This is a genomic window from Vibrio sp. Vb1026, from assembly GCF_033338745.1.
GTDB lineage: Bacteria > Pseudomonadota > Gammaproteobacteria > Enterobacterales > Vibrionaceae > Vibrio > Vibrio alginolyticus.
The window spans coordinates 723,160-741,823 of sequence record NZ_JAWOTH010000001.1 but is presented as its reverse complement, the minus strand read 5'-3'; the positions used below and the strand labels follow the sequence as shown (position 1 = coordinate 741,823).

Genomic DNA, 18,664 nt, shown 5'->3' with positions numbered 1-18,664 from the left:
CACTTACTCCTTAGGCAGGTGACCAGTTTCCTTCGCAAGCTTTTGCATCGCCTCGGCAAACGTTGTTGTCCCGCCTTTAGCTTTAACCTGTATTACCTTATATCCCAACTTTTCCAACGCTTGGCGCTCTGCCAAAACAGCTTTGTCATCTTGCTGGCTACCTTGAGCTGGCTGATGAATGTAACATCCCTCTAATTTACCATCTTCGACCAATTGGTGGTGTTTCAGTGCATCGATATCAAAATTCATAATAAGTCTTTTCATTAAGAGTGGGAGTTTCTGTGGCTAGTTACATACGCTTCAAAGGCTTCACGACACTATCTAAGCCTTCAATTTTGAGCGCTAAACATAGCTTGAGCAAATCCCCTAGCTCGCCGCTTGGCCAGCCCTTTTTATCAAACCACAGTAAGTATTCTTCAGGCAGGTCGATTAACACTCGCCCTGCATATTTCCCAAATGGCATTTGCATTCTAGCGAGTTTAATGAGGTTTTCTTTTTCTAACATAAGTGACAGAGAGTTAAGGTAACTCGTCCAAGGGTAACACTGGTTCTCCCTCCTCACCAGCAAATCGCAGTCACGTTTATTTTTGGCGGCCTTGACTCGCTTTATGCTAGAGTACGCGGCATAAAAAATGAGAACGAGAAAGCAATGAAGTCACCTTGTCGAGCTGCATGTAAAAATAACGCCGGAATATGCTCTGGTTGTCACCGAACGATGGATGAAATCATCCAATGGAAAGACAAAACCGATCTCCAACGAGATGCGATTATCGAACAAATCGCAGGAGAAGATTCAACGCACAGTTGTCCTGAGTGCGGGACTCAAGCCCATTGTGATATCGCCGCAGGCAAAGAGACATGCTGGTGCTTTACTATAGAAACCCGTGATTTACCCAAGCCAAGCGCCAACCAGCTGTGTTTGTGCCGAAAATGTCTAGAAAAAAAGCCAGTCGCGTAATACGACTGGCTTACTGATCATCGTTTTCTGACTGGTGTTTATTTAGCGGTTAAAGCGGACGCTTCAAACTTAATGCCTTCCCACCCTGTCACCATAAAATTACGAATATTCTGGTGATCGCTGTTCTCTGGATACTGCAATACATCTTCACGATAAAAACGGCCAAAGCAGGCTAGCGTCGCTTCTTTGTCTAGGTTGTTTAGCAAACCGAAAGCGAAGATCTTACACGAACCGTTGTTCTCGCCTGCATTGTTTTGTGTCTCACCATTTACAAAAGCGGTTGGCTCAAACGTATAGTTATCTTCGATCACCGCCATCGTTGCTTCAAATTCGACCTGCTCTGGTGACGCTGCCAATAAATCTAAAAACGATTTTAATTCCATTATTCCTCTATCCCTATTTCATCATATTGATGACACATTAGTTTCATAAAAAGCCAATATAAGAGTCATCAATCATACATATATTCAGAGCCTTACCAAATCACACGTCATTCAGCGCTCTATCATTCCAGTTGCGGAAATGGACAGCAGCATAAAACCCATGCTGATTGACAACCTATCGGATTGATAAGGAGATATCATGATCACCCCTTTAAAGGCAATCGGTGCACTCGCATTGTCATCACTTGCCATCGCGTGTTCATCACAACCCGAAGATACCGTGGCTTCATTCGCTACACAATGCAAACCTACCACTGCACCCGTTACTGGGGAAACTTCAATTCAAGGGTTAACGTTTATCGGGACATCCGTTGCTGATGCTCCATTCGATACATCGGCAGCTGAAATCGTCAGTTATGACGCCTGTACAGATAAGCTCTATGTGGTTAATGCTCAAGAAAAACGTGTCGATGTAAGGTCTATGGATGACAACGGCGTACCAACGCAAAGCGCATTCATCGATCTCAACAGCGCTGGCGAAGCAGCGGGCATTGAAATTGGCGCAGCAAACAGTGTCGCTGTATTCAATGGTTTGGTAGCTGTTGCGATTGAAAACAGTAATAAACAAGCGAATGGTATTGTTGGCTTGTACCGCTCCGACGATTTGTCATTAGTCACGACTTTCCCAACAGGCGCATTGCCAGACATGGTTGGCTTCTCAAAAGATGGCCGATACATCGCAACCGCTAATGAAGGAGAACCAAACAGCGATTACAGCATTGACCCTGAAGGTAGTATCACTTTGATCGATCTGAGCCTTGGTGTTACTCAAGCAGAAGTGACACAAATTGGCTTTAACGAATTTGATGGTTCACGAAAAGCAGAGCTCCCAATGAATGTGCGTATTTCGGGGCCAAACGCCACCGTCGCACAAGATCTAGAGCCTGAATACCTCACTTTTGCAGATAACGGTAAAATCTATGTCGCGCTACAAGAAAATAACGCCATGGCAATCGTCAATCCAGAGAGCAAATCGGTAGAAAAAATTGTTGGCTTAGGTGAGAAGTCTTGGTCGGGCGCTAAACTCGATGCATCCAACAAAGACAAAATCATTGGGAACTTGAAAAGCTACCCACAACTGGTTGGCTTATTTATGCCTGACACTATCGACAGCTACTCAGTGAATGGGAGTACTTACATCGTATCTGCAAATGAAGGCGACGGGCGTGAGTACGGATTCAAAACCACTCAAGAACTGTGCGACAAAGCTGGCTTTATGTGGGATGAAGACGATTACCTCGGTACAGATGAATATACATCTGAGCAAGGAACCTGTTTAAGCCATATTGATGAAGTGCGCGGTAAGAAGCTGAAAGTAGCAGCAGAACACCCATTGGCAGAGGCACTAAAAGACAACAAACAACTCGCGCGTTTAAAAGTGATTAAGCCGGAACAAACGCTTTCTGCACAAGAGAATGTTCAATCATTTGGCGCGCGTTCATTCTCGATTTGGGATGAAAACGGCAAGTTGGTCTTCGATAGTGGTGACGATTTCGCGACTATCGCGCTGCTGAATGAAGGCAAGAACTTCAACAGCACCAACGATAACAATAATAGTGGCAATGACCGAAGTGATGATAAAGGTATTGAGCCAGAGGCGATTGAAGTAGCACAAATTAACGGTCGCCATTACGCGTTTATCGGCTTGGAGCGTCAAGGCGGTATCATGATTTATGACATCACAGACCCGAAACAAGCGCAGTTTATGCATTACGTAAACCGCCGTGATTACAATCAGCCAGTATGTACAGAAGTCGAAGATGGCGAATGCATGAACGACACATACAATCCAAAAGCAGGCGATTTAGGTCCAGAATCCATTAATTACTTTACCCGTAATGGTGGTCATTTTATCGCCGTTGGCAATGAGGTATCGGGCACGACATCCGTCTTCCGAATCAATCTATAAGGTAATGTAAAAGTCATTTAGAACCAAAACGCCCGACGTAAGCCGGGCGTTTTTTTGTATGAGGTAATGTCCTACTCTGCCGATGCTAGCGCGTCACACTTTGATGCGCAGATAAAATCGTTTTTATGCAGACCTTTGATAGAGTGACTCCACCACGTTACGGTAACCTTACCCCATTCCAACAAAATAGAGGGATGGTGGAACTCATCTTCTGCCAGTTCCGCGATTTTGTTACTGAAAGCCCATGCTTGTTTGAAGTTCTTAAATTTATACACCTTTTCTAGTTGAGGTATATCTTCTCTTTCAATGATCTGCCAATCAGACAATTGCAGAAGCAGAGACTGTTGCTCTTCTTTGCTTAGTGCAATGGCATCGATACTACAAGCTTCGCATTTTTGTTCATTCAACATGAGCAGGTTCCTTTGGTTCAAAAAGTGGAGGAAGCAGTCCAGCTTCAATCGCTAGATCGGCTTGTTTCAATAAATTTAACTGACTGATTTTAAAAAGCTGAGAAAAGTCATCAATCACGTAGTACTTCGGTTGCATGATGTCGATACGATAAGGCGTTCTCAGCACTGTTTGTAATTCAAATGGGTCGCGAATTGCTACATCACTCTCTAATGCGTAGAGGGTTTCGCCAGGAGATGAAAGAATACCACCACCGTAAATTTTGGTTTTGTCCCCTTCTTTCACCAAGCCAAACTCTACGGTAAACCAGTAGAGGCGAGCGAGATAGGCTCTTTGTTTTGGGGTAGCGGCTTGCCCTAGTTGACCATAATGCTCGGTAAATGCAGCAAAGTCTGGGTTGGTTAACATCGCGCAATGACCAAATATTTCATGGAAGAAATCCGGCTCTTGCAAGTAATCGAACTCTTCTCTGGTACGCAAGAATGTGGCGACGGGAAAGCGCTTATTACCGAGTAGATTAAAAAATCGGTCGAAGTCAATAAGCGCAGGAACGGGCTCCACTTGCCAACCTGTTGTCTCCATCAGGACACGATTAATTTCTGGCAATTGAGGAACGCGGTCTTGAGGTAAATCAAGCAGCGTTAAACCGTGTAAATAAGCCTTACAAGCTCTGTTTTGGATCACACCCATTTGTCGTGTTACCAAATCTCGCCAAATGGCGTCTTCTTCACGGCTCCATTCAACCCTGCCTTCCTGGTTTACGGGTTTAGAACGATACTGGGTCATGGCTCATCTCCATTAACAAATCCTTTACATTAAGCCTATCTGTAGTCTTAAGAGCTTCCAATCCCTGCGCGATTTTCTCAGCATCATCCCGATGTAACATATTGTTTACAACTCATCGTAACTGCATGATTTTTATGACACGATATAATCTCTGGCTTGTTTGACTTTATCGTGTATTCCTCTCAAACTAAAACCTGTTATCACTTTGTTATAGAGGGACCTATGCGCGAGAGCAGCAAAGTATGGCAACCGAGCGAAAGTCGTATCGAAGAAGCCAACATTACACAGTTTATTGAACACATTAATCGACAAGGAAATACCCTTGAAAGCTTCGCTGATCTGCATCAATGGTCACTCGATCATGTAGAAAAATTTTGGCAGGAAGTTTGGCTATTCTGCGACGTCATTGGCACTCAGGGAGAGACCATAAAAGAGCGAGCAGAAAGTCGCTGGCAGCAACCTGTTGAAAATAGGGATATAAAATGGTTCCCAAACGCGCAAATTAACTACGCCGAAAATTTGCTAACCTACGCGTGTCACCAACCCGATGATCTCGCGATTTGGTTTGAAAATGAACGTGAAGAAAAACAGACCTACACCTGGAAACAATTGTGCGAAGAAGTTTCGAGTGTGCAGCAATGGTTGAAAGAATGTGGAATTAAGCAAGGTGATGTCGTCGCTGGTTATTTACCTCACCTACCTCAAACGGTAATAGCTATGCTAGCAACCACCAGTTTAGGGGCGACCTGGACTTCCACCTCACCTGATTTTGGCGTCGAAAGCGTTTTGGAGCGCTTTGGTCAAGTGAAACCCAAAATCCTGTTTACTTGTGATGGCTATACATTCAATGGCAAAACTTTCGATATGTCTAAGAAAAACCAGCATATTGCGGATCATCTTGATGGTCTTAAACAAGTTTGCCAAATTAGCTACCTTAAACCACACATTTTTGAATGCGATGTCTGCACCCAAGATTGGCAAAACGTCCTGAATCAATACACACCCGAAGCGCTGACTTTTACTCGTGTGAATTTTAACGATCCGCTATTTGTGCTTTATTCTTCAGGCACAACAGGCAAACCGAAATGCATCGTTCATTCCGTCGGCGGAACGGTGCTTAATCACTTGAAAGAGCATCAACTGCATTGCGATATTCAACCGAACGAACGCGTGTTTTATTACACGACCTGCGGTTGGATGATGTGGAACTGGCACGTTTCTTCACTCGCGAGCGGTGCATGTTTGGTGATTTTTGATGGTAGCCCTGTTTACCCCACTCATGATGTGCTCTGGGACCTCGCAGAACGAGCCGAAGTGACGCTGTTTGGAACCTCAGCAAAATACCTAGAGGCGCTGGAAAAAGCATCTTTTTCTCCGCAGAAAAGTGATGCATTTCCAAGTCTGAAAACCATTTGCTCAACGGGCTCTGTTCTGTATCCAGAACAGTTTGATTATGTCTATCAGCACATTAAAGAAGATGTACACCTCGCCTCGATTTCTGGCGGAACAGACATTTGTGGCTGCTTTGTATTAGGCAACCCTATTTCTCCCGTTTATCGGGGAGAGTGCCAATCAGCAGGGTTAGGGGTCGATGTCCGAGTCTTTAACCCACAAGGTAATAGCGTAATGGGAGCGCGCGGTGAGTTGGTTTGTGCCAATTCATTACCCAACTTCCCTGCTGGCTTTTGGAACGACACCGGTGAGAGATATCATCGTGCTTATTGGGATAAATTCGACAATATTTGGCACCACGGCGATGATGTTGAACAGACACGCGTTGGGGGATACGTATTTTATGGTCGAAGTGATACCACGTTGAATCCTGGTGGCGTAAGAATCGGCACGGCCGAAATCTATCAGCAAGTGAACTGTATAGACGGTATTCTAGATTCGATCGCAGTAGGAAAAGAAGTCGATCGCAACGAACAAATATGGCTGTTTGTCCAATTAGTCAAAGGGGTAGAGCTCAATGACGAGATGATCGCTTCCATCAAAGCACAGCTAAAGTCTGCATGTTCTCCAAGGCATGTACCTAGTGCAATTTACGCAATAAGCGATATACCTAAGACACGCTCAGGAAAGCTGGTCGAGTTAGCCGTTAAGCAAGTCGTTAACAACCGAAGCGTCGAAAATTTAGGCGCAATAGCCAACCCTGAAGTGCTGGAGGAGATACGCAGGATAGTCGTCTCAAAATAACCTCCGAAGACTAAGTTGTTCGAGTATGTCCTTGCCTGCACCACGACGCTTGTTTAGAGCAAGTGAAGTTACATATATCCTCAGCAGATAAGAAAAAAGCGAGCTTGTTAGCTCGCTTTTGTCATTTTTTGTTCTTTATTCAGCGGTATTAGCGACGACCAAGCCCCATTAATACCGACATTGTTTTACCATCAGATGTAATGTCAAAAACGTGTTGCGATTCAACTTCAGTAAAACCCGCTTCTTTCAGTGCACGCTCAGACTTCGCAAGGGTAAAACCGTCTTGTTCACATTCTGCAATCCAATCAAAATGAACAAAATAGCCGCCGTGGTTAAGTAGAGAATGCGAGATCGTTAATGACGCGTCTAAGTCTTCCACAAACGCTAAAACTGATGATGCAACCACCAAGTCGAACTGTCCACGAAAGGCCGGATGCTGAGCGACTAAGCCGCGAGATAATGCATCTACCACAGGTTCTACGTTGACGAGCTCTTTTTTATCGAGTTCCTCAATCATGGCTTCCGATGCGTCTAATGCTACGATGTCTTTAACCATCGGTGACAATCGTTGACTTAACTGCCCTGTTCCGCATCCAAAATCTAGTACTTTAATGCCATCAAGCTGAGTTAGCTGTTGTAACTGCTCAAACACCGACTGCGCAAATTGCTCTGTTGCTGGATTTGATTCCCAGTTTTTTGCTAAGCCGTCCCAATCTTGTGCCATCGTGGCCTCCATGTTCACTTTTTGTAACCCACATAGATTACCGCAAAACCGTTAAAAGACCATAGACTTATCTGGCGGATTCGCGTTTTTTTCGATAATCTTTCATGGCTTTGGGAGCGCATCTGCATAATACCCAAATTATTTGAATTCATTTATTGGTTGTGTCAAATCATGAACTTAACTCAAGTAGAAGCCTTCTGCACCATCGCTGAGTGTGGTTCTGTTTCTGAAGCGGCAAGGCAACTCGACTGCAATCGTACCAAACTCAGTATGTCGATTAAGGCATTAGAGAAAGATCTCGACGTTGAATTGTTTAACCGAACTGGCAACCAGCTCACCCTCTCTGAAGCTGGGAAAGCCATTTACAAAGATTGCGAACACCTACTTATCATCGCACAACGGGTCAGAAAGACCTGCGCTCAAATCTCGGAAGGGTTTAACGCGGAAGTTTGGGTAGCACGTGACGACTCCTTACCTGATGATCTCTGGCAAGAATTATCTCATACATTGAATAACCGCTTTCCTTCAACAACCTTCAACTTAATCTTGGCATCCAGTGGCGACTTAGCCAACTTGGTCAGTACCCACCAAGTAGATTTTGCTTTCGGCGTTGATTATGAGCGAGTAGACGATCCTCGTATCGTATATAACCCATTAGGCAAGATACGTATGATGTCAGTATGCAGTGTAGAACACCGCCTAAGTAAGATGCGCCGTGTCTCAGACGAAGATCTACGTAGTCAGATGCAAGCACTAATGGTGTACCTAAATGAGAAAGACAACCCTGAACTGCAACCTTTCTCGACTCGATATATTGGTTTTTCGAGTTTTGACTACATGCTGAACACCATCTTAGAAGAAGACGCTTGGGGCGTGCTTCCAGAACCATTAATCCGCCATTACCTTCGTCAGCAGAAGCTAGCCGTTATCAAACACACATACGGATTGACGCAAGAAGACTACTGTATGTTTTCACCTAACGGCCATACTGAGCATCCAGCAATGATGTGGTTAGCAGATAAATTGAGCGAGTATTTATTTGACTTCTAAACATTTTATCAGTGAGCGTCAATTTTACTGACACCAAAAAATCACAGTAAGCCATTGTTTTATAGGAATATAAATAAAAACGCAATTTTTTAGATTAGTTACTGGTCACTTTGTGGTTGCCTAAATTACCTTATGAGCGAAGAATAGTAAGGTATTAAAATTCAAAGGCATCTTTTATGTGTGACAGGACAAGCAAAAACGAAAACCGTATTCTAACCATTTCAGCCCTTTTGGCATCTGGGTTCGCTGCTGGTGGTATGGTACTTGGCTTGCTTGTAGGATCAATTGTCATCGTGTTTGACGGTGTTTACTCTTTGGTCAGCTTACTGTTAACTTTATTGTCACTGGCCGCTTCTTACTATATTAACAAGCCTTCAAAATCTGTATTCCCATTTGGAAAAGCGGTCTTAGAACCAATCGTTATTGCGATAAAAGCAGCCGTCATTTTAGTGGTTGTAAGCTTCTCTCTCTACTCTGCGATATCAGCATTGATGTCTGGAGGTCGCGAGGTCGATGCTTCTATTGCGACCTTATTCGGCATCGTGAATGTTATCGGTTGTGGTTACGCTTGGTGGTTTATGGCGAAACGCAGCCGCCGCTTCTCATCAGGCTTGATTGAAGCGGAGAAAAAACAGTGGCAAATGGATACTTTGTTGAGTGTGGCGGTGACCGTAGGATTTATCTCGGCTTGGGCTGTTTCACTAACGCCATTCTCTGAGTATGCGGTATATGCCGACCCCATGATGATGGTTTTAATGGGCTTTTACTTCCTCAAAGTACCGTTCGATATGCTAGTAGGTGCCCTACGTGAACTACTAATGATGACACCAAGCAAAGAGCTGTGTCAGAGCGTTGGCAAAGATGTTCTTGAGATTGAAAAAGTGACTGAGCATCAATTGAAACTGGCTGGCGTAACGAAGGTGGGCCAAGAGCTACGAGTAAATGTGGACGTACATATTGATGACGACACATTGGAGCTTGATACACTAGAGCACACTCGTAAGCAGCTTATCAAGCGACTGTCGAAGCACAGATTCAAGCTTCAACTACACTTGAACGTCGCTTATTAGAGCGCCACCAAAGAGCCGTTAAAACTCAATAAAAAGCTCCCAATCTCGGGAGCTTTTTTAATTTTTTCGATTTAGTTTCTTCGTATTCGAATACAGCTCGCAAGGGAGATCTGTTCGTTGCTCACTTAAATTCTCTGATCTCGTTGGTAACTTACCCAGCCGCTTCGCGCTTCTCTTTGGTGACTAACCAACACATCAGCGAGCCCACCGTTACCATCACAACGCCCTGCCAAAAGCTATGGCTCAGAGTTACGCCAAGAATAATGGAAGAAAATAAAGCGGAAAAAATGGGTGTGAAGTAAGACAAGGTGGCGAGAAAAACCATATTGCCGCCAACGATCGCGATATTCCATAAACCATAACCACCAGCCATTAAAGCCGCAGAGGCCACTAAGTACCCCATCGCTTCCCAACTGAATGTCATTGGTGGCTCATCCGTAAACGCGTATTTGACCCAAAGCGAAACAGCTGTTGCAATGAAAAACAGGGTAATCGCATTATGTTTAGATTGCTGCCTTTGGGTTAAGTTGCAATAAAAAGCCCATATAACCGCGCCAGCGAAAGCCATAAAATACACCAGAGGGTTACTACTAACATTGGACATGATCTGAGTTATGGATAAGCCATTCTCACCGCTCACAGTCCAAGCAACCCCAACAAACGCCAGCGTAACTGCGGGATAAAGCAACCAGTTTGTTTTTTTATTGCTGCCAAGGACCGCAAATAAAACCGTCAGTGCGGGCCAAAGGTAATTGACAATCGACACCTCAATTGCCTGCGCGCGCGAGTTGGAATATCCCAAAGATAGAGCGAGAAATATTTCATAACAGACGAACATCGCACCACCAAGCGCAAGATACTTGGGAGAAAAGTAAGACAACTTTGGAATACCGACCACGATAAGAAGGAAAACAGAGCTAAGAGAGTACAACATGGCTGCCCCGCCTACAGGACCTAAACTCTCCGTAACCAACCTCGCGATGCCAAGCAGACAACTCCAAGAGAGAATCGCGATACAACCATAAAGTGTGAAACGAAATTGCACTGATTTCATGTGACCTACCACTCACGAATGCCAAAGGAAACGTCAGCTTAACTCAAAAATGATCAGGTTCAACGTACTGTTTTATAAAAATCAGTATAAAAATCATTCTATTAAGCCGTTGGAGTTGATATGAAACATTTTCTGCCCTCTAGTGTTATGCTTACACCCTTTGTTGTGCGCTACTATGATGAAGATGACAACGAGAGTGAAAACGTTGAAACACATTCGGGAACGCATGGTCTAGATAGTGAAGAACAATCTAAGGAACGTTCAGAGTAAAGGAATCCAATCATGAAAAAAGTCGCAGTCATTTTAAGTGGTTCAGGCGTTTACGACGGCTCTGAGATCCACGAAGCCGTATTGGCGCTCTACGCCATCGAGAAAGCAGGTGCAACTTGGCACTGCTTTGCACCTAACATTGACCAACTCCACGTCATCAACCACCTAACTGGTGACGAAATGGATGAAACACGCAACGTCTTGATCGAATCAGCTCGTATCGCTCGCGGTAACATTGACGATGTCGCCAAACTTAACGTTGATGAATACGATGCCCTACTGCTTCCAGGTGGATTTGGTGCCGCGAAAAACTTAACCGACTTCGCCGTTTCGGGTGCGGAGTGTTCGATTAATACTCACGTTGCCCAAGCGTGTCGTGCATTCGCTCAAGCGGGCAAACCTGCAGGTTATTTATGCATCGCACCAACTATTATCCCTATGATTTACGATCAAGGTGTAAAAGGCACAATTGGTAACGATGAAGCCACTGCAGCAGCATTCGGTCATATGGGGGGGGAGCACGTCAATTGTCAGGTGGATGAAATCCATTTCGATGAAAAACACAACGTACTTTCAACACCAGCTTATATGTTAGCGGAGAATATCTCACAAGCCGCATCAGGCATTGAAAAACTAGTAGATAAGTTAGTTAAAATCGCCTAAATCGAAAACGTTTGCTTAAAACACACCATACGAATCCCCATTGATAGACTACATATTAATGGGGATTTTTTATACTTTAGTCGAATTGAGAGATAAACCGTACGAATCTTGTTATTTTTGCCAATCGTTTGCGTGATAAATGAGATATTTCAGCTACGTTAAGTAGGTGTTGCACCATCTCACTGTGCAACAAGACTGTCATCACACTTTCAGCCCTCAAGATACCCCTAAGGGGTTAAACTTGTCCTAGATCAATCTAAATCAAGAACGGGGTATGCAAGAGTAAATGACAGATTAAGAAAGATTATTAAAAATAACGACGGAGCAATCCAATATGACAAGTGCATTTTTTATCCCTACCGTAAACCTAATGGGCGCTGGTTGTCTGAAAGACGCAGCAGACAGCATCCAATCTCAAGGCTTTAAAAAAGGTTTGATTGTTACGGATAAGATTCTTAACCAAATCGGTGTAGTAAAGCAGGTTCAAGATCTACTAACAGAACGCGACGTAGCAACTGTTGTGTTCGATGGCACTCAACCAAACCCTACTATCAGCAACGTTAACGACGGCTTAGCACTTCTTACTGATAACGAATGTGACTTCGTTATCTCTCTAGGCGGCGGTTCACCACACGACTGTGCGAAAGGTATCGCGCTTGTGGCTTCTAACGGCGGCAAAATTGCAGATTACGAAGGCGTAGACCAGTCTGCAAAACCAATGATGCCACTTATCGCAATCAACACGACTGCGGGTACTGCATCTGAAATGACGCGTTTCTGCATCATCACTGACGAAGAGCGTCACATCAAGATGGCTATCGTTGATAAGCACACAACACCGCTTATCTCAGTAAACGATCCAGAGCTAATGCTAGCTAAACCTGCTTCGCTAACTGCGGCAACAGGTATGGATGCCCTAACTCACGCGATTGAAGCTTACGTATCTATCGCGGCAACACCAATCACTGATGCGGTAGCAATCAAAGCGATTGAGCTTATCCAAGCGTACCTACGCACAGCAGTGAAAAACGGTGAAGATCTAGAAGCTCGTGAACAAATGGCATACGCACAGTTCATGGCGGGTATGGCGTTCAACAACGCGTCTCTAGGTTACGTACACGCAATGGCACACCAACTTGGTGGTTTCTACGACCTTCCACACGGTGTTTGTAACGCGATTCTTCTACCTCACGTACAGCGCTACAACGCGCAAGTATGTCCTGAGCGTCTACGTGATGTAGCGAAAGCAATGGGCGTAAACGTAGAAGGCATGTCTGCTGAAGCAGGTGCAGCGGCAGCAATCGACGCTATCGTTACTCTAGCGAAAGATGTGGGTATCCCAGCAGGTATTAAAGAGCTTGGTGCGAAACTAGAAGACATCCCAACACTAGCAGACAACGCACTGAAAGACGCTTGTGGTTTCACTAACCCTAAACAAGCAACTCACGAAGAAATCTCTAAGATCTTCGAAGAAGCGATGTAATCTCGCTACATAAACAATTCTCTAGCCTTAATTCAATCCCCGATCTCGTATCGGGGATTTTTTACATTCTTATACAATCCATGCTCTGCAAAACGTTCTCTTTTAGTGTTAGCTTTTAAGCATTAATACGATTCATATTGGAAGGAACCATGAGAACGATTGCTGCTGCCCTACTCGCTTGTTTATCCTTTTCTGCCAACGCTGCCGAATACCGCGCTAACGAAGTGGCGAATGGATTTCAGATCCCTTGGGGGATCGAGTTCTTAGATAGCCAACGCGTAATCGTCAATGAAAAGAACGGTACGGTTTCGTTGCTAGATATCACCACAGGCAAACCTCAAAAGCTGTTTAACGTTCCCGATGTGAATACCAGTGGGCAAGCTGGCTTATTGGATGTCGCGCTCGCATCGAATGCCGATACGCAAAATCCGCAACTCTTCTTTACCTACAGCAAGCGCACGAGCAAAGGCAATACGGTGGCGTTAGCGACGGCGCAATTGCAAAACAATCAGCTTGTGGGCTGGAAAGATCTCTTTGTTGCTGATGCCATCACTGACACAGGGCGTCACTACGGCAGTCGAATTTCATTTATTGACGACAAAGTTTACTTCTCAATCGGTGACCGTGGCGAACGTGATAATGGGCAAGACACTCAAACCCATGCTGGCAGTATTCTGTGCCTTAACCTTGATGGTTCGGTTCCACAAGACAACCCATTTAAACCTTCCGAAGCTCGTCCTGAGATATGGAGTTACGGGCACCGCAACCCACAAGGCATGTTTTACGACGAAGTAACAAAACAGCTATGGTCGATTGAACATGGACCACGCGGCGGCGATGAAATTAATCTAATCAAGAAAGGCGCGAACTACGGCTGGGCTAAAGTCTCTCATGGTAAAGAATATTGGGGACCGTTGGACGTTGGTGAAGCTAAGTCGTTACCGGGAATGGAAGATCCAAAGTTGGTATACATTCCTTCTATCGCACCCAGCAATATGATTTTGTACCGTGGCGATAAATACCCAGAATTGGACGGAAAAATCCTCGCCGGAGCCTTGAAACTGGCGCACATCAATGTGGTCTCTATTGAGAATGGCAAGCTCACCGAATCAAAAAGATTGATGGAGAATCTTGGTGAGCGAGTAAGAGATATAACCATCAGCCCCGATGGTTATATCTACTTTTCTACCGACAGCGGCAAAATCTTTCGTCTTGAGGAAAGGTAATCAAACACTAAAATCGTTAAGACTATTTAATTTGTGACGTACTAGTGATTTATTTTCGTACAATCTAAGCAGAAGAATCTAAACTTAACAATAACCTTTTGTTTTTTAAAACGATAGTTCGGTTAAGTTGTACGAGGTCATTATGATTCCATTCCCTTTACAGCTCGATAAAATTAAAGCCGTGGTGTTTGATTTAGACAACACCTTGGTGAGTTCTGATATGAACTTCGGCGAATTGCGACAACAGCTTGGCTGTCCGCATAGTGAAGATCTATTGGATTTTGTCGACGCACTTGAGCATCCTCACCATCGAGAGCACGCTCATAATGTGATATTTGATTACGAGATTTCTGATGCTGAGCAGTCTGCTCCAATGATTGGCTGCCATGAATTGCTAGCCCACTTGCATCAATATGAAATCAAAACCGCTATCGTGACGCGCAACTGCCAAATCGCCACGCAGCGCAAACTAGAGCACAACCAAATCTCTGTGGAGCGAGTCATCACTCGTGAATGCTTCCCGCCCAAGCCAGACCCTTTGTCTTTGCAGGTGTTGGCGAAAGAGTGGCGTTTGATGCCGGATGAAGTCCTTTATGTCGGCGATTACCTTTACGACTTACAGGCAGCGTATAACGCACAGATGCCCTCTTGCCTTGTTCATCACGGTAATCAAGAAACCTTCAATGATTCAGCCTCGTTGGCGCTTAATGAACTCAGTGATTTATTGAGCCGTTTCGAATCCTTACCACGCAAATAAAGCACACACATAAAACACGCACACAAAAAAAGGGGCACCAACGTGCCCCTTATGACTTATTCCCGATTGTTTCATGCGTTCCCAAGGATTGCTTGGGTGATGCGCTGCTTAGCCTTGTAGGTAAGCGTTAAGCATCCACATTAATTTTTCTTGCTCACGGATGTAGTCACCCATCAATGCCGCTGTACCTTCGTCATCTGCTTCACCCGCGTTTTGTAGAATCTCACGTTGTTTTAGAAGTAGAACGCTAAAGCCTTGAACCAGACCTTGTACACACTCCTCACCAGAAGTCGCGTTTTGATGTTCTTTAATTTCACTTGCTTCCAAGTAGTTGCTGAATGCGTGTGCTGGCGTATGACCCAAAGTTAGAATACGCTCTGCAAGCTCATCGATTTTTGTTTGTAGATCAGTGTAGATCTCTTCAAATTTTACGTGCAGTTCGAAGAATTGCGCACCTTTAATGTTCCAGTGGTAACCGCGAGAGTTCATGTACAACACTTGGTAATGCGCTAGCAGTTGATTTAGCTGTTGAGCTAGTTGTGCTGATTGTTCGCTGTCTAGACCAATTAGGCTTACTTGTTTGTTCATAATCTTGCTCCTAGGAGGATGATACCAATCGTAGTAACGAACGATTCTCTTACCGGGATTGGTATAAAGTTTAAAAATTCTTTTGCAGTATTTGCTGCCGATGGAGTCATATTACGACTCTGACTCGGTGAAGAAAATTTGGTTTTAACTATGATTTAAATAGCCAAATCCAATGAGCAAGTAGACGAATATCGGCGTATCATCCAACAAAAAGCCCCAACCCTTTTTGTGTAAAAAGAATTGGGGCTTTTTTTACTATTTGGTTAACGTTCAAAAGTCGATGAACAGACGTAAACCTTATCTACGCCGTTTTAAAAGTTGCCATCTGTTGATTCAGCTCGGTAACTTGCTCTTTTACTTGCAATGATGTCTCTGATGCACGTTGGCTGTTATTTGAAACCTCATCCACTGATTGAGTTATATCGGACATCAATCCAGTGATCGAGTTGGTCGCATGAGATTGCTGCTCTGCCGCTGCCGCAAGCTCTGCCATTTGTTCATTCAAAGAACCAATTTGCTCGGTCGTGACAAGCAAACGAGTTACCGCTTTTTCAATGTGCTCAGCGCCCTGTTCCGCAAGTGATTGGCTGTGTTCTATCTCCTCAACCACCGAATTGGTCGAGCGTTGAATCGCATTGATGATGCCGTTGATTTCTGTCGTCGATTGAGTAGTGCGCGTCGCTAACATACGTACTTCGTCCGCCACAACCGCAAAGCCTCGCCCTTGGTCGCCCGCACGCGCTGCTTCTATCGCGGCATTCAATGCCAGTAAGTTAGTTTGCTCTGCCAAGCCTTCAATCACTTCCGTAACTCGGCCAATGGCTTCGCTCTCTTTGCTTAACTGCGTCACTTGCGTACTCGCGGTTTCAATGCTGCCGTGCAAACTTTCCATAGTGACTTTGTTTTGCTCTAAAGCATCACGACCTTGTTCAATTTCGCCTTTTGAATCAGAAAGCTTCTGCACTGATTGGTTGGCTTGATCTAGGGTGTTACGCGCGGCTAAAGCGATTTCATCCAATTGGCTTCCCATTTCAACAATGCTGGTCTGTTGCTGTTCTACATTCGATGAAGTGACTTGCGCCGATTCCAACAAAGCCCCCATACTGGTATCTACTTGGTGCGCTTTCTCACTCACCCCTGCCACGATGCTCGCTAACGATTGGTTCATGCGGTTAATCGAATCGGTAAGGTCTGCCAATTCATCTTTCCCAACAACAGTTAACGGAGGCTGAGAAACGTCCCCTGAAGCGATCGTCTTTGCACGCTCCGATAAGTTTTTCACTCGGCGACCAATGGTGTTGCCCATGTATTTTGAAATCGCTACTGCGGCAAACAAAACCAATGCCGCGGCAATCAGCATGGTGGTGAGTACGTTTTTGATCGACTGATTAATGCCCTGTCCACTTTGATCTGCACGACTTTGCTGAGCCAATACGATCGTTTCTAAGCTTTGGTCTAGTGCATCCGCTGCTGGCAACAGTTCATTCGCCATTAACAAGTTTGATTCGTTCCACTCTGGCGATTGACGCAATGCAATTACCTGCTCTGCTAAAGGAAAGTACAGTTGCTGCATTTCTTTAAACAGTGACCACAAAGATTGGTCGTTATCAGTAAGCCTGTCGAGTTTGCTATCGATTTCCGCCACAGATTGATTGTGGTATTTAATCAAGTCGTGGTATTTGTCTAGGTGATCTTGCTGCCCGTATAACAGGAAATCTCGCAGTGCAGACAGTGCATTGGCGAGCGAGGTATAGCTGTCGGCATAAACTTTGAACAGACGTTTTCTGTTTCCACCGAATGGGTTTCCTGACTCTTCGTTGATTAAGCTTTGAAGCTGGTCAAGTGCCACTTCTGCAATGGGTGCCGCTTCGTTAATAAAGAGGTTGTGTGCGGGTAAGTTCTCATCACTGTGGCTAAGTTCAATCAGCTTGTTTAGAGAAACTTTTACCGCGTCCCACTGGGTTTGAATCGCTTGAAAATCCTGTTCAGAGATCAGAGCCTGCAACGTTGGAAGCGACTCGTCTGTAGATGCCATGATATTGCGTACGTCCTCACTCAGACGTGCGCTCGCCTCTTCATCGCCACCTAGCAACATGTAGGCTCGAATAGAAGACAGCGACGCTTGAACGGACTGTTGGATACCGCGACTGGTGTCGACGGTCGGTAAATCGGATTTAAGTAACGAAGAGGCGTATTGCTCTACGGTAGTGACGTTGCGATACGTGAATACCGCTGATGCCATAAAAAGTACGGCTAGCAGCACAAAACTGAGCTGCAACTTCCCTGATATCGTAAGGTTCATCCATAAACTCCTGACAACGATGAGCCTTAAATATAACGATGTTTAAAAAAATGTTAAATACTGGTATCAAAAGTTACTAAGAAAACCATGTAAATCACTATTTTAAGCCGATAAATAGGGCTTATTTGAAGTATGGTATGCGCTCACTACGTAAAATCAGATAATTAACGTAAGTTGTTTCTAAGCAGTCTTGATCCCACAACGAAAGAATCCGCTTAGTGGCGAAGTAGTAATCTTTATTACGCAGTAGCACACCCACCGTGCGGCTGAGCTGCTTAAAGCGCTGTTGCTCATTAGCAGAGATGTAATTGTCTTCATTTTGAATGATCGGCGCCAATCCATCGGCAAACCAATTGTTCAGAATTTCACGCATCTCTAGTTCTGACTCCGGCACATCCATACACGACAACTCACGATGCAGTGGCGGCGGTACTATGTACTTTGACGCTTTTGGCGAACTGACATAACGGTACATGTCGCTCCTCCTTGTAAATGACTCTTATACCCAAGTGACTTCAAGATGCAGGATTCAGAGCGTTGTCATTGATTCGGGGTCAAGGAAAACAACGCAGCGTAATAGTCAGCTCTTTCCAAGTTGTTTGACACAGAAGCCGAGTCAATGACACGCTCCCGAAGGGCGAGCTGTCTTGGTTTGTATACTTTGTTGTCGATTCTTGATTTAGACCCACTAGACCTTTAAATCGCCGCCGCGTCTACAAACCAAGCCATTCTCGCTGAACCTAACATCTCGAGGTTACTTGGGTATAAACTAGCTAA

The 18,664-nt window shown here is 44.7% G+C and carries 20 protein-coding genes; 10 read left to right on the top strand and 10 right to left on the bottom strand.

Annotated elements, in window-relative coordinates; translation table 11 throughout:
• Positions 1–3 precede the first annotated feature (3 nt).
• Positions 4–249: a hypothetical protein gene (locus R7E47_RS03350; RefSeq protein ID WP_017821096.1), complete on the bottom strand. Its 246-nt coding sequence runs from the start codon at positions 247–249 to the stop codon at positions 4–6.
• 40 nt (positions 250–289) lie between these two features.
• Entirely contained in the window at positions 290–505 is a 216-nt protein-coding gene (locus tag R7E47_RS03345; protein WP_005375557.1) for a DUF3820 family protein, read from the bottom strand.
• Between the two features lie 144 nt (positions 506–649).
• On the opposite strand from R7E47_RS03345, the gene R7E47_RS03340 reads away from it, so the two are divergent.
• Positions 650–958, top strand: coding sequence for a cysteine-rich CWC family protein (locus R7E47_RS03340; RefSeq protein ID WP_080276966.1), 309 nt, complete (start codon positions 650–652; stop codon positions 956–958).
• A 38-nt stretch (positions 959–996) separates the two neighbouring features.
• Here the strand turns inward: R7E47_RS03340 and R7E47_RS03335 are convergent, their stop codons facing one another.
• On the bottom strand, positions 997–1,341 hold the full coding sequence (locus R7E47_RS03335; protein ID WP_017634382.1) for a HopJ type III effector protein: 345 nt from the start codon (positions 1,339–1,341) through the stop codon (positions 997–999).
• Between the two features lie 199 nt (positions 1,342–1,540).
• Between R7E47_RS03335 and R7E47_RS03330 the strand changes: the two genes are divergently transcribed.
• Positions 1,541–3,310 (top strand): choice-of-anchor I family protein, encoded by a 1,770-nt coding sequence (locus tag R7E47_RS03330; protein WP_318083728.1) that lies wholly within the window; start codon positions 1,541–1,543, stop codon positions 3,308–3,310.
• Between the two features lie 71 nt (positions 3,311–3,381).
• Here the strand turns inward: R7E47_RS03330 and R7E47_RS03325 are convergent, their stop codons facing one another.
• Positions 3,382–3,720, bottom strand: coding sequence for a 4a-hydroxytetrahydrobiopterin dehydratase (locus tag R7E47_RS03325; RefSeq protein ID WP_005375563.1), 339 nt, complete (start codon positions 3,718–3,720; stop codon positions 3,382–3,384).
• Complete coding sequence (gene phhA / locus R7E47_RS03320; protein ID WP_005391119.1) at positions 3,710–4,504, bottom strand: phenylalanine 4-monooxygenase; 795 nt, start codon at positions 4,502–4,504, stop codon at positions 3,710–3,712. Before phhA ends, R7E47_RS03325 begins: the two co-directional genes overlap by 11 nt.
• A 222-nt stretch (positions 4,505–4,726) precedes the next feature.
• Here phhA and R7E47_RS03315 point away from each other — a divergent pair, with 222 nt between their 5' ends.
• The gene (locus R7E47_RS03315) at positions 4,727–6,700 is read left to right on the top strand and encodes an acetoacetate--CoA ligase (protein ID WP_222711925.1); all 1,974 of its coding nucleotides are present in this window, start codon (positions 4,727–4,729) and stop codon (positions 6,698–6,700) included.
• Between the two features lie 148 nt (positions 6,701–6,848).
• Here the strand turns inward: R7E47_RS03315 and R7E47_RS03310 are convergent, their stop codons facing one another.
• Positions 6,849–7,424 carry a class I SAM-dependent DNA methyltransferase gene (locus R7E47_RS03310; protein ID WP_017821100.1) on the bottom strand — a complete coding sequence of 192 codons (576 nt, stop codon included), beginning with the start codon at positions 7,422–7,424 and terminating at the stop codon, positions 6,849–6,851.
• Positions 7,425–7,595: 171 nt separating this feature from the next.
• Here R7E47_RS03310 and R7E47_RS03305 point away from each other — a divergent pair, with 171 nt between their 5' ends.
• Both R7E47_RS03305 and R7E47_RS03300 read left to right on the top strand, forming a co-directional pair.
• Entirely contained in the window at positions 7,596–8,474 is an 879-nt protein-coding gene (locus R7E47_RS03305) for a LysR family transcriptional regulator (RefSeq protein WP_053350623.1), read from the top strand.
• A 176-nt stretch (positions 8,475–8,650) separates the two neighbouring features.
• Positions 8,651–9,544 (top strand): cation diffusion facilitator family transporter, encoded by an 894-nt coding sequence (locus R7E47_RS03300; protein ID WP_005389400.1) that lies wholly within the window; start codon positions 8,651–8,653, stop codon positions 9,542–9,544.
• Between the two features lie 151 nt (positions 9,545–9,695).
• On the opposite strand, the gene yddG is transcribed toward R7E47_RS03300, so the two are convergent.
• Positions 9,696–10,598, bottom strand: a complete 903-nt coding sequence (yddG, locus tag R7E47_RS03295) for an aromatic amino acid DMT transporter YddG (RefSeq protein ID WP_005389394.1) — start codon at positions 10,596–10,598, stop codon at positions 9,696–9,698.
• Positions 10,599–10,718: 120 nt separating this feature from the next.
• Here yddG and R7E47_RS03290 point away from each other — a divergent pair, with 120 nt between their 5' ends.
• The 5 genes from R7E47_RS03290 to R7E47_RS03270 all read left to right on the top strand — a co-directional run bounded on the left by R7E47_RS03290 (position 10,719) and on the right by R7E47_RS03270 (position 14,997).
• A complete protein-coding gene (locus R7E47_RS03290; RefSeq protein WP_318083724.1) occupies positions 10,719–10,868 on the top strand; it encodes a hypothetical protein in 150 nt (49 codons plus the stop codon).
• 12 nt (positions 10,869–10,880) lie between these two features.
• Entirely contained in the window at positions 10,881–11,531 is a 651-nt protein-coding gene (gene elbB, locus R7E47_RS03285; RefSeq protein WP_005442612.1) for an isoprenoid biosynthesis glyoxalase ElbB, read from the top strand.
• A 334-nt stretch (positions 11,532–11,865) separates the two neighbouring features.
• Complete coding sequence (yiaY, locus tag R7E47_RS03280) at positions 11,866–13,014, top strand: L-threonine dehydrogenase (RefSeq protein WP_005442614.1); 1,149 nt, start codon at positions 11,866–11,868, stop codon at positions 13,012–13,014.
• 149 nt (positions 13,015–13,163) lie between these two features.
• Entirely contained in the window at positions 13,164–14,240 is a 1,077-nt protein-coding gene (locus tag R7E47_RS03275; RefSeq protein ID WP_318083721.1) for a PQQ-dependent sugar dehydrogenase, read from the top strand.
• A 142-nt stretch (positions 14,241–14,382) separates the two neighbouring features.
• Positions 14,383–14,997 carry an HAD family hydrolase gene (locus tag R7E47_RS03270; protein ID WP_318083719.1) on the top strand — a complete coding sequence of 205 codons (615 nt, stop codon included), beginning with the start codon at positions 14,383–14,385 and terminating at the stop codon, positions 14,995–14,997.
• A 108-nt stretch (positions 14,998–15,105) separates the two neighbouring features.
• Here the strand turns inward: R7E47_RS03270 and R7E47_RS03265 are convergent, their stop codons facing one another.
• The 3 genes from R7E47_RS03265 to R7E47_RS03255 all read right to left on the bottom strand — a co-directional run bounded on the left by R7E47_RS03265 (position 15,106) and on the right by R7E47_RS03255 (position 18,362).
• Positions 15,106–15,585 (bottom strand): Dps family protein, encoded by a 480-nt coding sequence (locus R7E47_RS03265; RefSeq protein WP_005388254.1) that lies wholly within the window; start codon positions 15,583–15,585, stop codon positions 15,106–15,108.
• A gap of 301 nt (positions 15,586–15,886) precedes the next feature.
• Positions 15,887–17,887 carry a methyl-accepting chemotaxis protein gene (locus R7E47_RS03260; RefSeq protein WP_318083717.1) on the bottom strand — a complete coding sequence of 667 codons (2,001 nt, stop codon included), beginning with the start codon at positions 17,885–17,887 and terminating at the stop codon, positions 15,887–15,889.
• Positions 17,888–18,008: 121 nt separating this feature from the next.
• Positions 18,009–18,362 carry a hypothetical protein gene (locus tag R7E47_RS03255; protein WP_005388258.1) on the bottom strand — a complete coding sequence of 118 codons (354 nt, stop codon included), beginning with the start codon at positions 18,360–18,362 and terminating at the stop codon, positions 18,009–18,011.
• Between the last annotated feature and the right edge of the window lie 302 nt (positions 18,363–18,664).

Bases quoted from the DNA above. Each gene is read 5' to 3' on its own strand.
- R7E47_RS03350 (WP_017821096.1), bottom strand. From the start codon at position 249: ATGAATTTTGATATCGATGCACTGAAACACCACCAATTGGTCGAAGAT.
- R7E47_RS03345 (WP_005375557.1), bottom strand. From the start codon at position 505: ATGTTAGAAAAAGAAAACCTCATTAAACTCGCTAGAATGCAAATGCCA.
- R7E47_RS03340 (WP_080276966.1), top strand. From the start codon at position 650: ATGAAGTCACCTTGTCGAGCTGCATGTAAAAATAACGCCGGAATATGC.
- R7E47_RS03335 (WP_017634382.1), bottom strand. From the start codon at position 1,341: ATGGAATTAAAATCGTTTTTAGATTTATTGGCAGCGTCACCAGAGCAG.
- R7E47_RS03330 (WP_318083728.1), top strand. From the start codon at position 1,541: ATGATCACCCCTTTAAAGGCAATCGGTGCACTCGCATTGTCATCACTT.
- R7E47_RS03325 (WP_005375563.1), bottom strand. From the start codon at position 3,720: ATGTTGAATGAACAAAAATGCGAAGCTTGTAGTATCGATGCCATTGCA.
- phhA (WP_005391119.1), bottom strand. From the start codon at position 4,504: ATGACCCAGTATCGTTCTAAACCCGTAAACCAGGAAGGCAGGGTTGAA.
- R7E47_RS03315 (WP_222711925.1), top strand. From the start codon at position 4,727: ATGCGCGAGAGCAGCAAAGTATGGCAACCGAGCGAAAGTCGTATCGAA.
- R7E47_RS03310 (WP_017821100.1), bottom strand. From the start codon at position 7,424: ATGGCACAAGATTGGGACGGCTTAGCAAAAAACTGGGAATCAAATCCA.
- R7E47_RS03305 (WP_053350623.1), top strand. From the start codon at position 7,596: ATGAACTTAACTCAAGTAGAAGCCTTCTGCACCATCGCTGAGTGTGGT.
- R7E47_RS03300 (WP_005389400.1), top strand. From the start codon at position 8,651: ATGTGTGACAGGACAAGCAAAAACGAAAACCGTATTCTAACCATTTCA.
- yddG (WP_005389394.1), bottom strand. From the start codon at position 10,598: ATGAAATCAGTGCAATTTCGTTTCACACTTTATGGTTGTATCGCGATT.
- R7E47_RS03290 (WP_318083724.1), top strand. From the start codon at position 10,719: ATGAAACATTTTCTGCCCTCTAGTGTTATGCTTACACCCTTTGTTGTG.
- elbB (WP_005442612.1), top strand. From the start codon at position 10,881: ATGAAAAAAGTCGCAGTCATTTTAAGTGGTTCAGGCGTTTACGACGGC.
- yiaY (WP_005442614.1), top strand. From the start codon at position 11,866: ATGACAAGTGCATTTTTTATCCCTACCGTAAACCTAATGGGCGCTGGT.
- R7E47_RS03275 (WP_318083721.1), top strand. From the start codon at position 13,164: ATGAGAACGATTGCTGCTGCCCTACTCGCTTGTTTATCCTTTTCTGCC.
- R7E47_RS03270 (WP_318083719.1), top strand. From the start codon at position 14,383: ATGATTCCATTCCCTTTACAGCTCGATAAAATTAAAGCCGTGGTGTTT.
- R7E47_RS03265 (WP_005388254.1), bottom strand. From the start codon at position 15,585: ATGAACAAACAAGTAAGCCTAATTGGTCTAGACAGCGAACAATCAGCA.
- R7E47_RS03260 (WP_318083717.1), bottom strand. From the start codon at position 17,887: ATGAACCTTACGATATCAGGGAAGTTGCAGCTCAGTTTTGTGCTGCTA.
- R7E47_RS03255 (WP_005388258.1), bottom strand. From the start codon at position 18,362: ATGTACCGTTATGTCAGTTCGCCAAAAGCGTCAAAGTACATAGTACCG.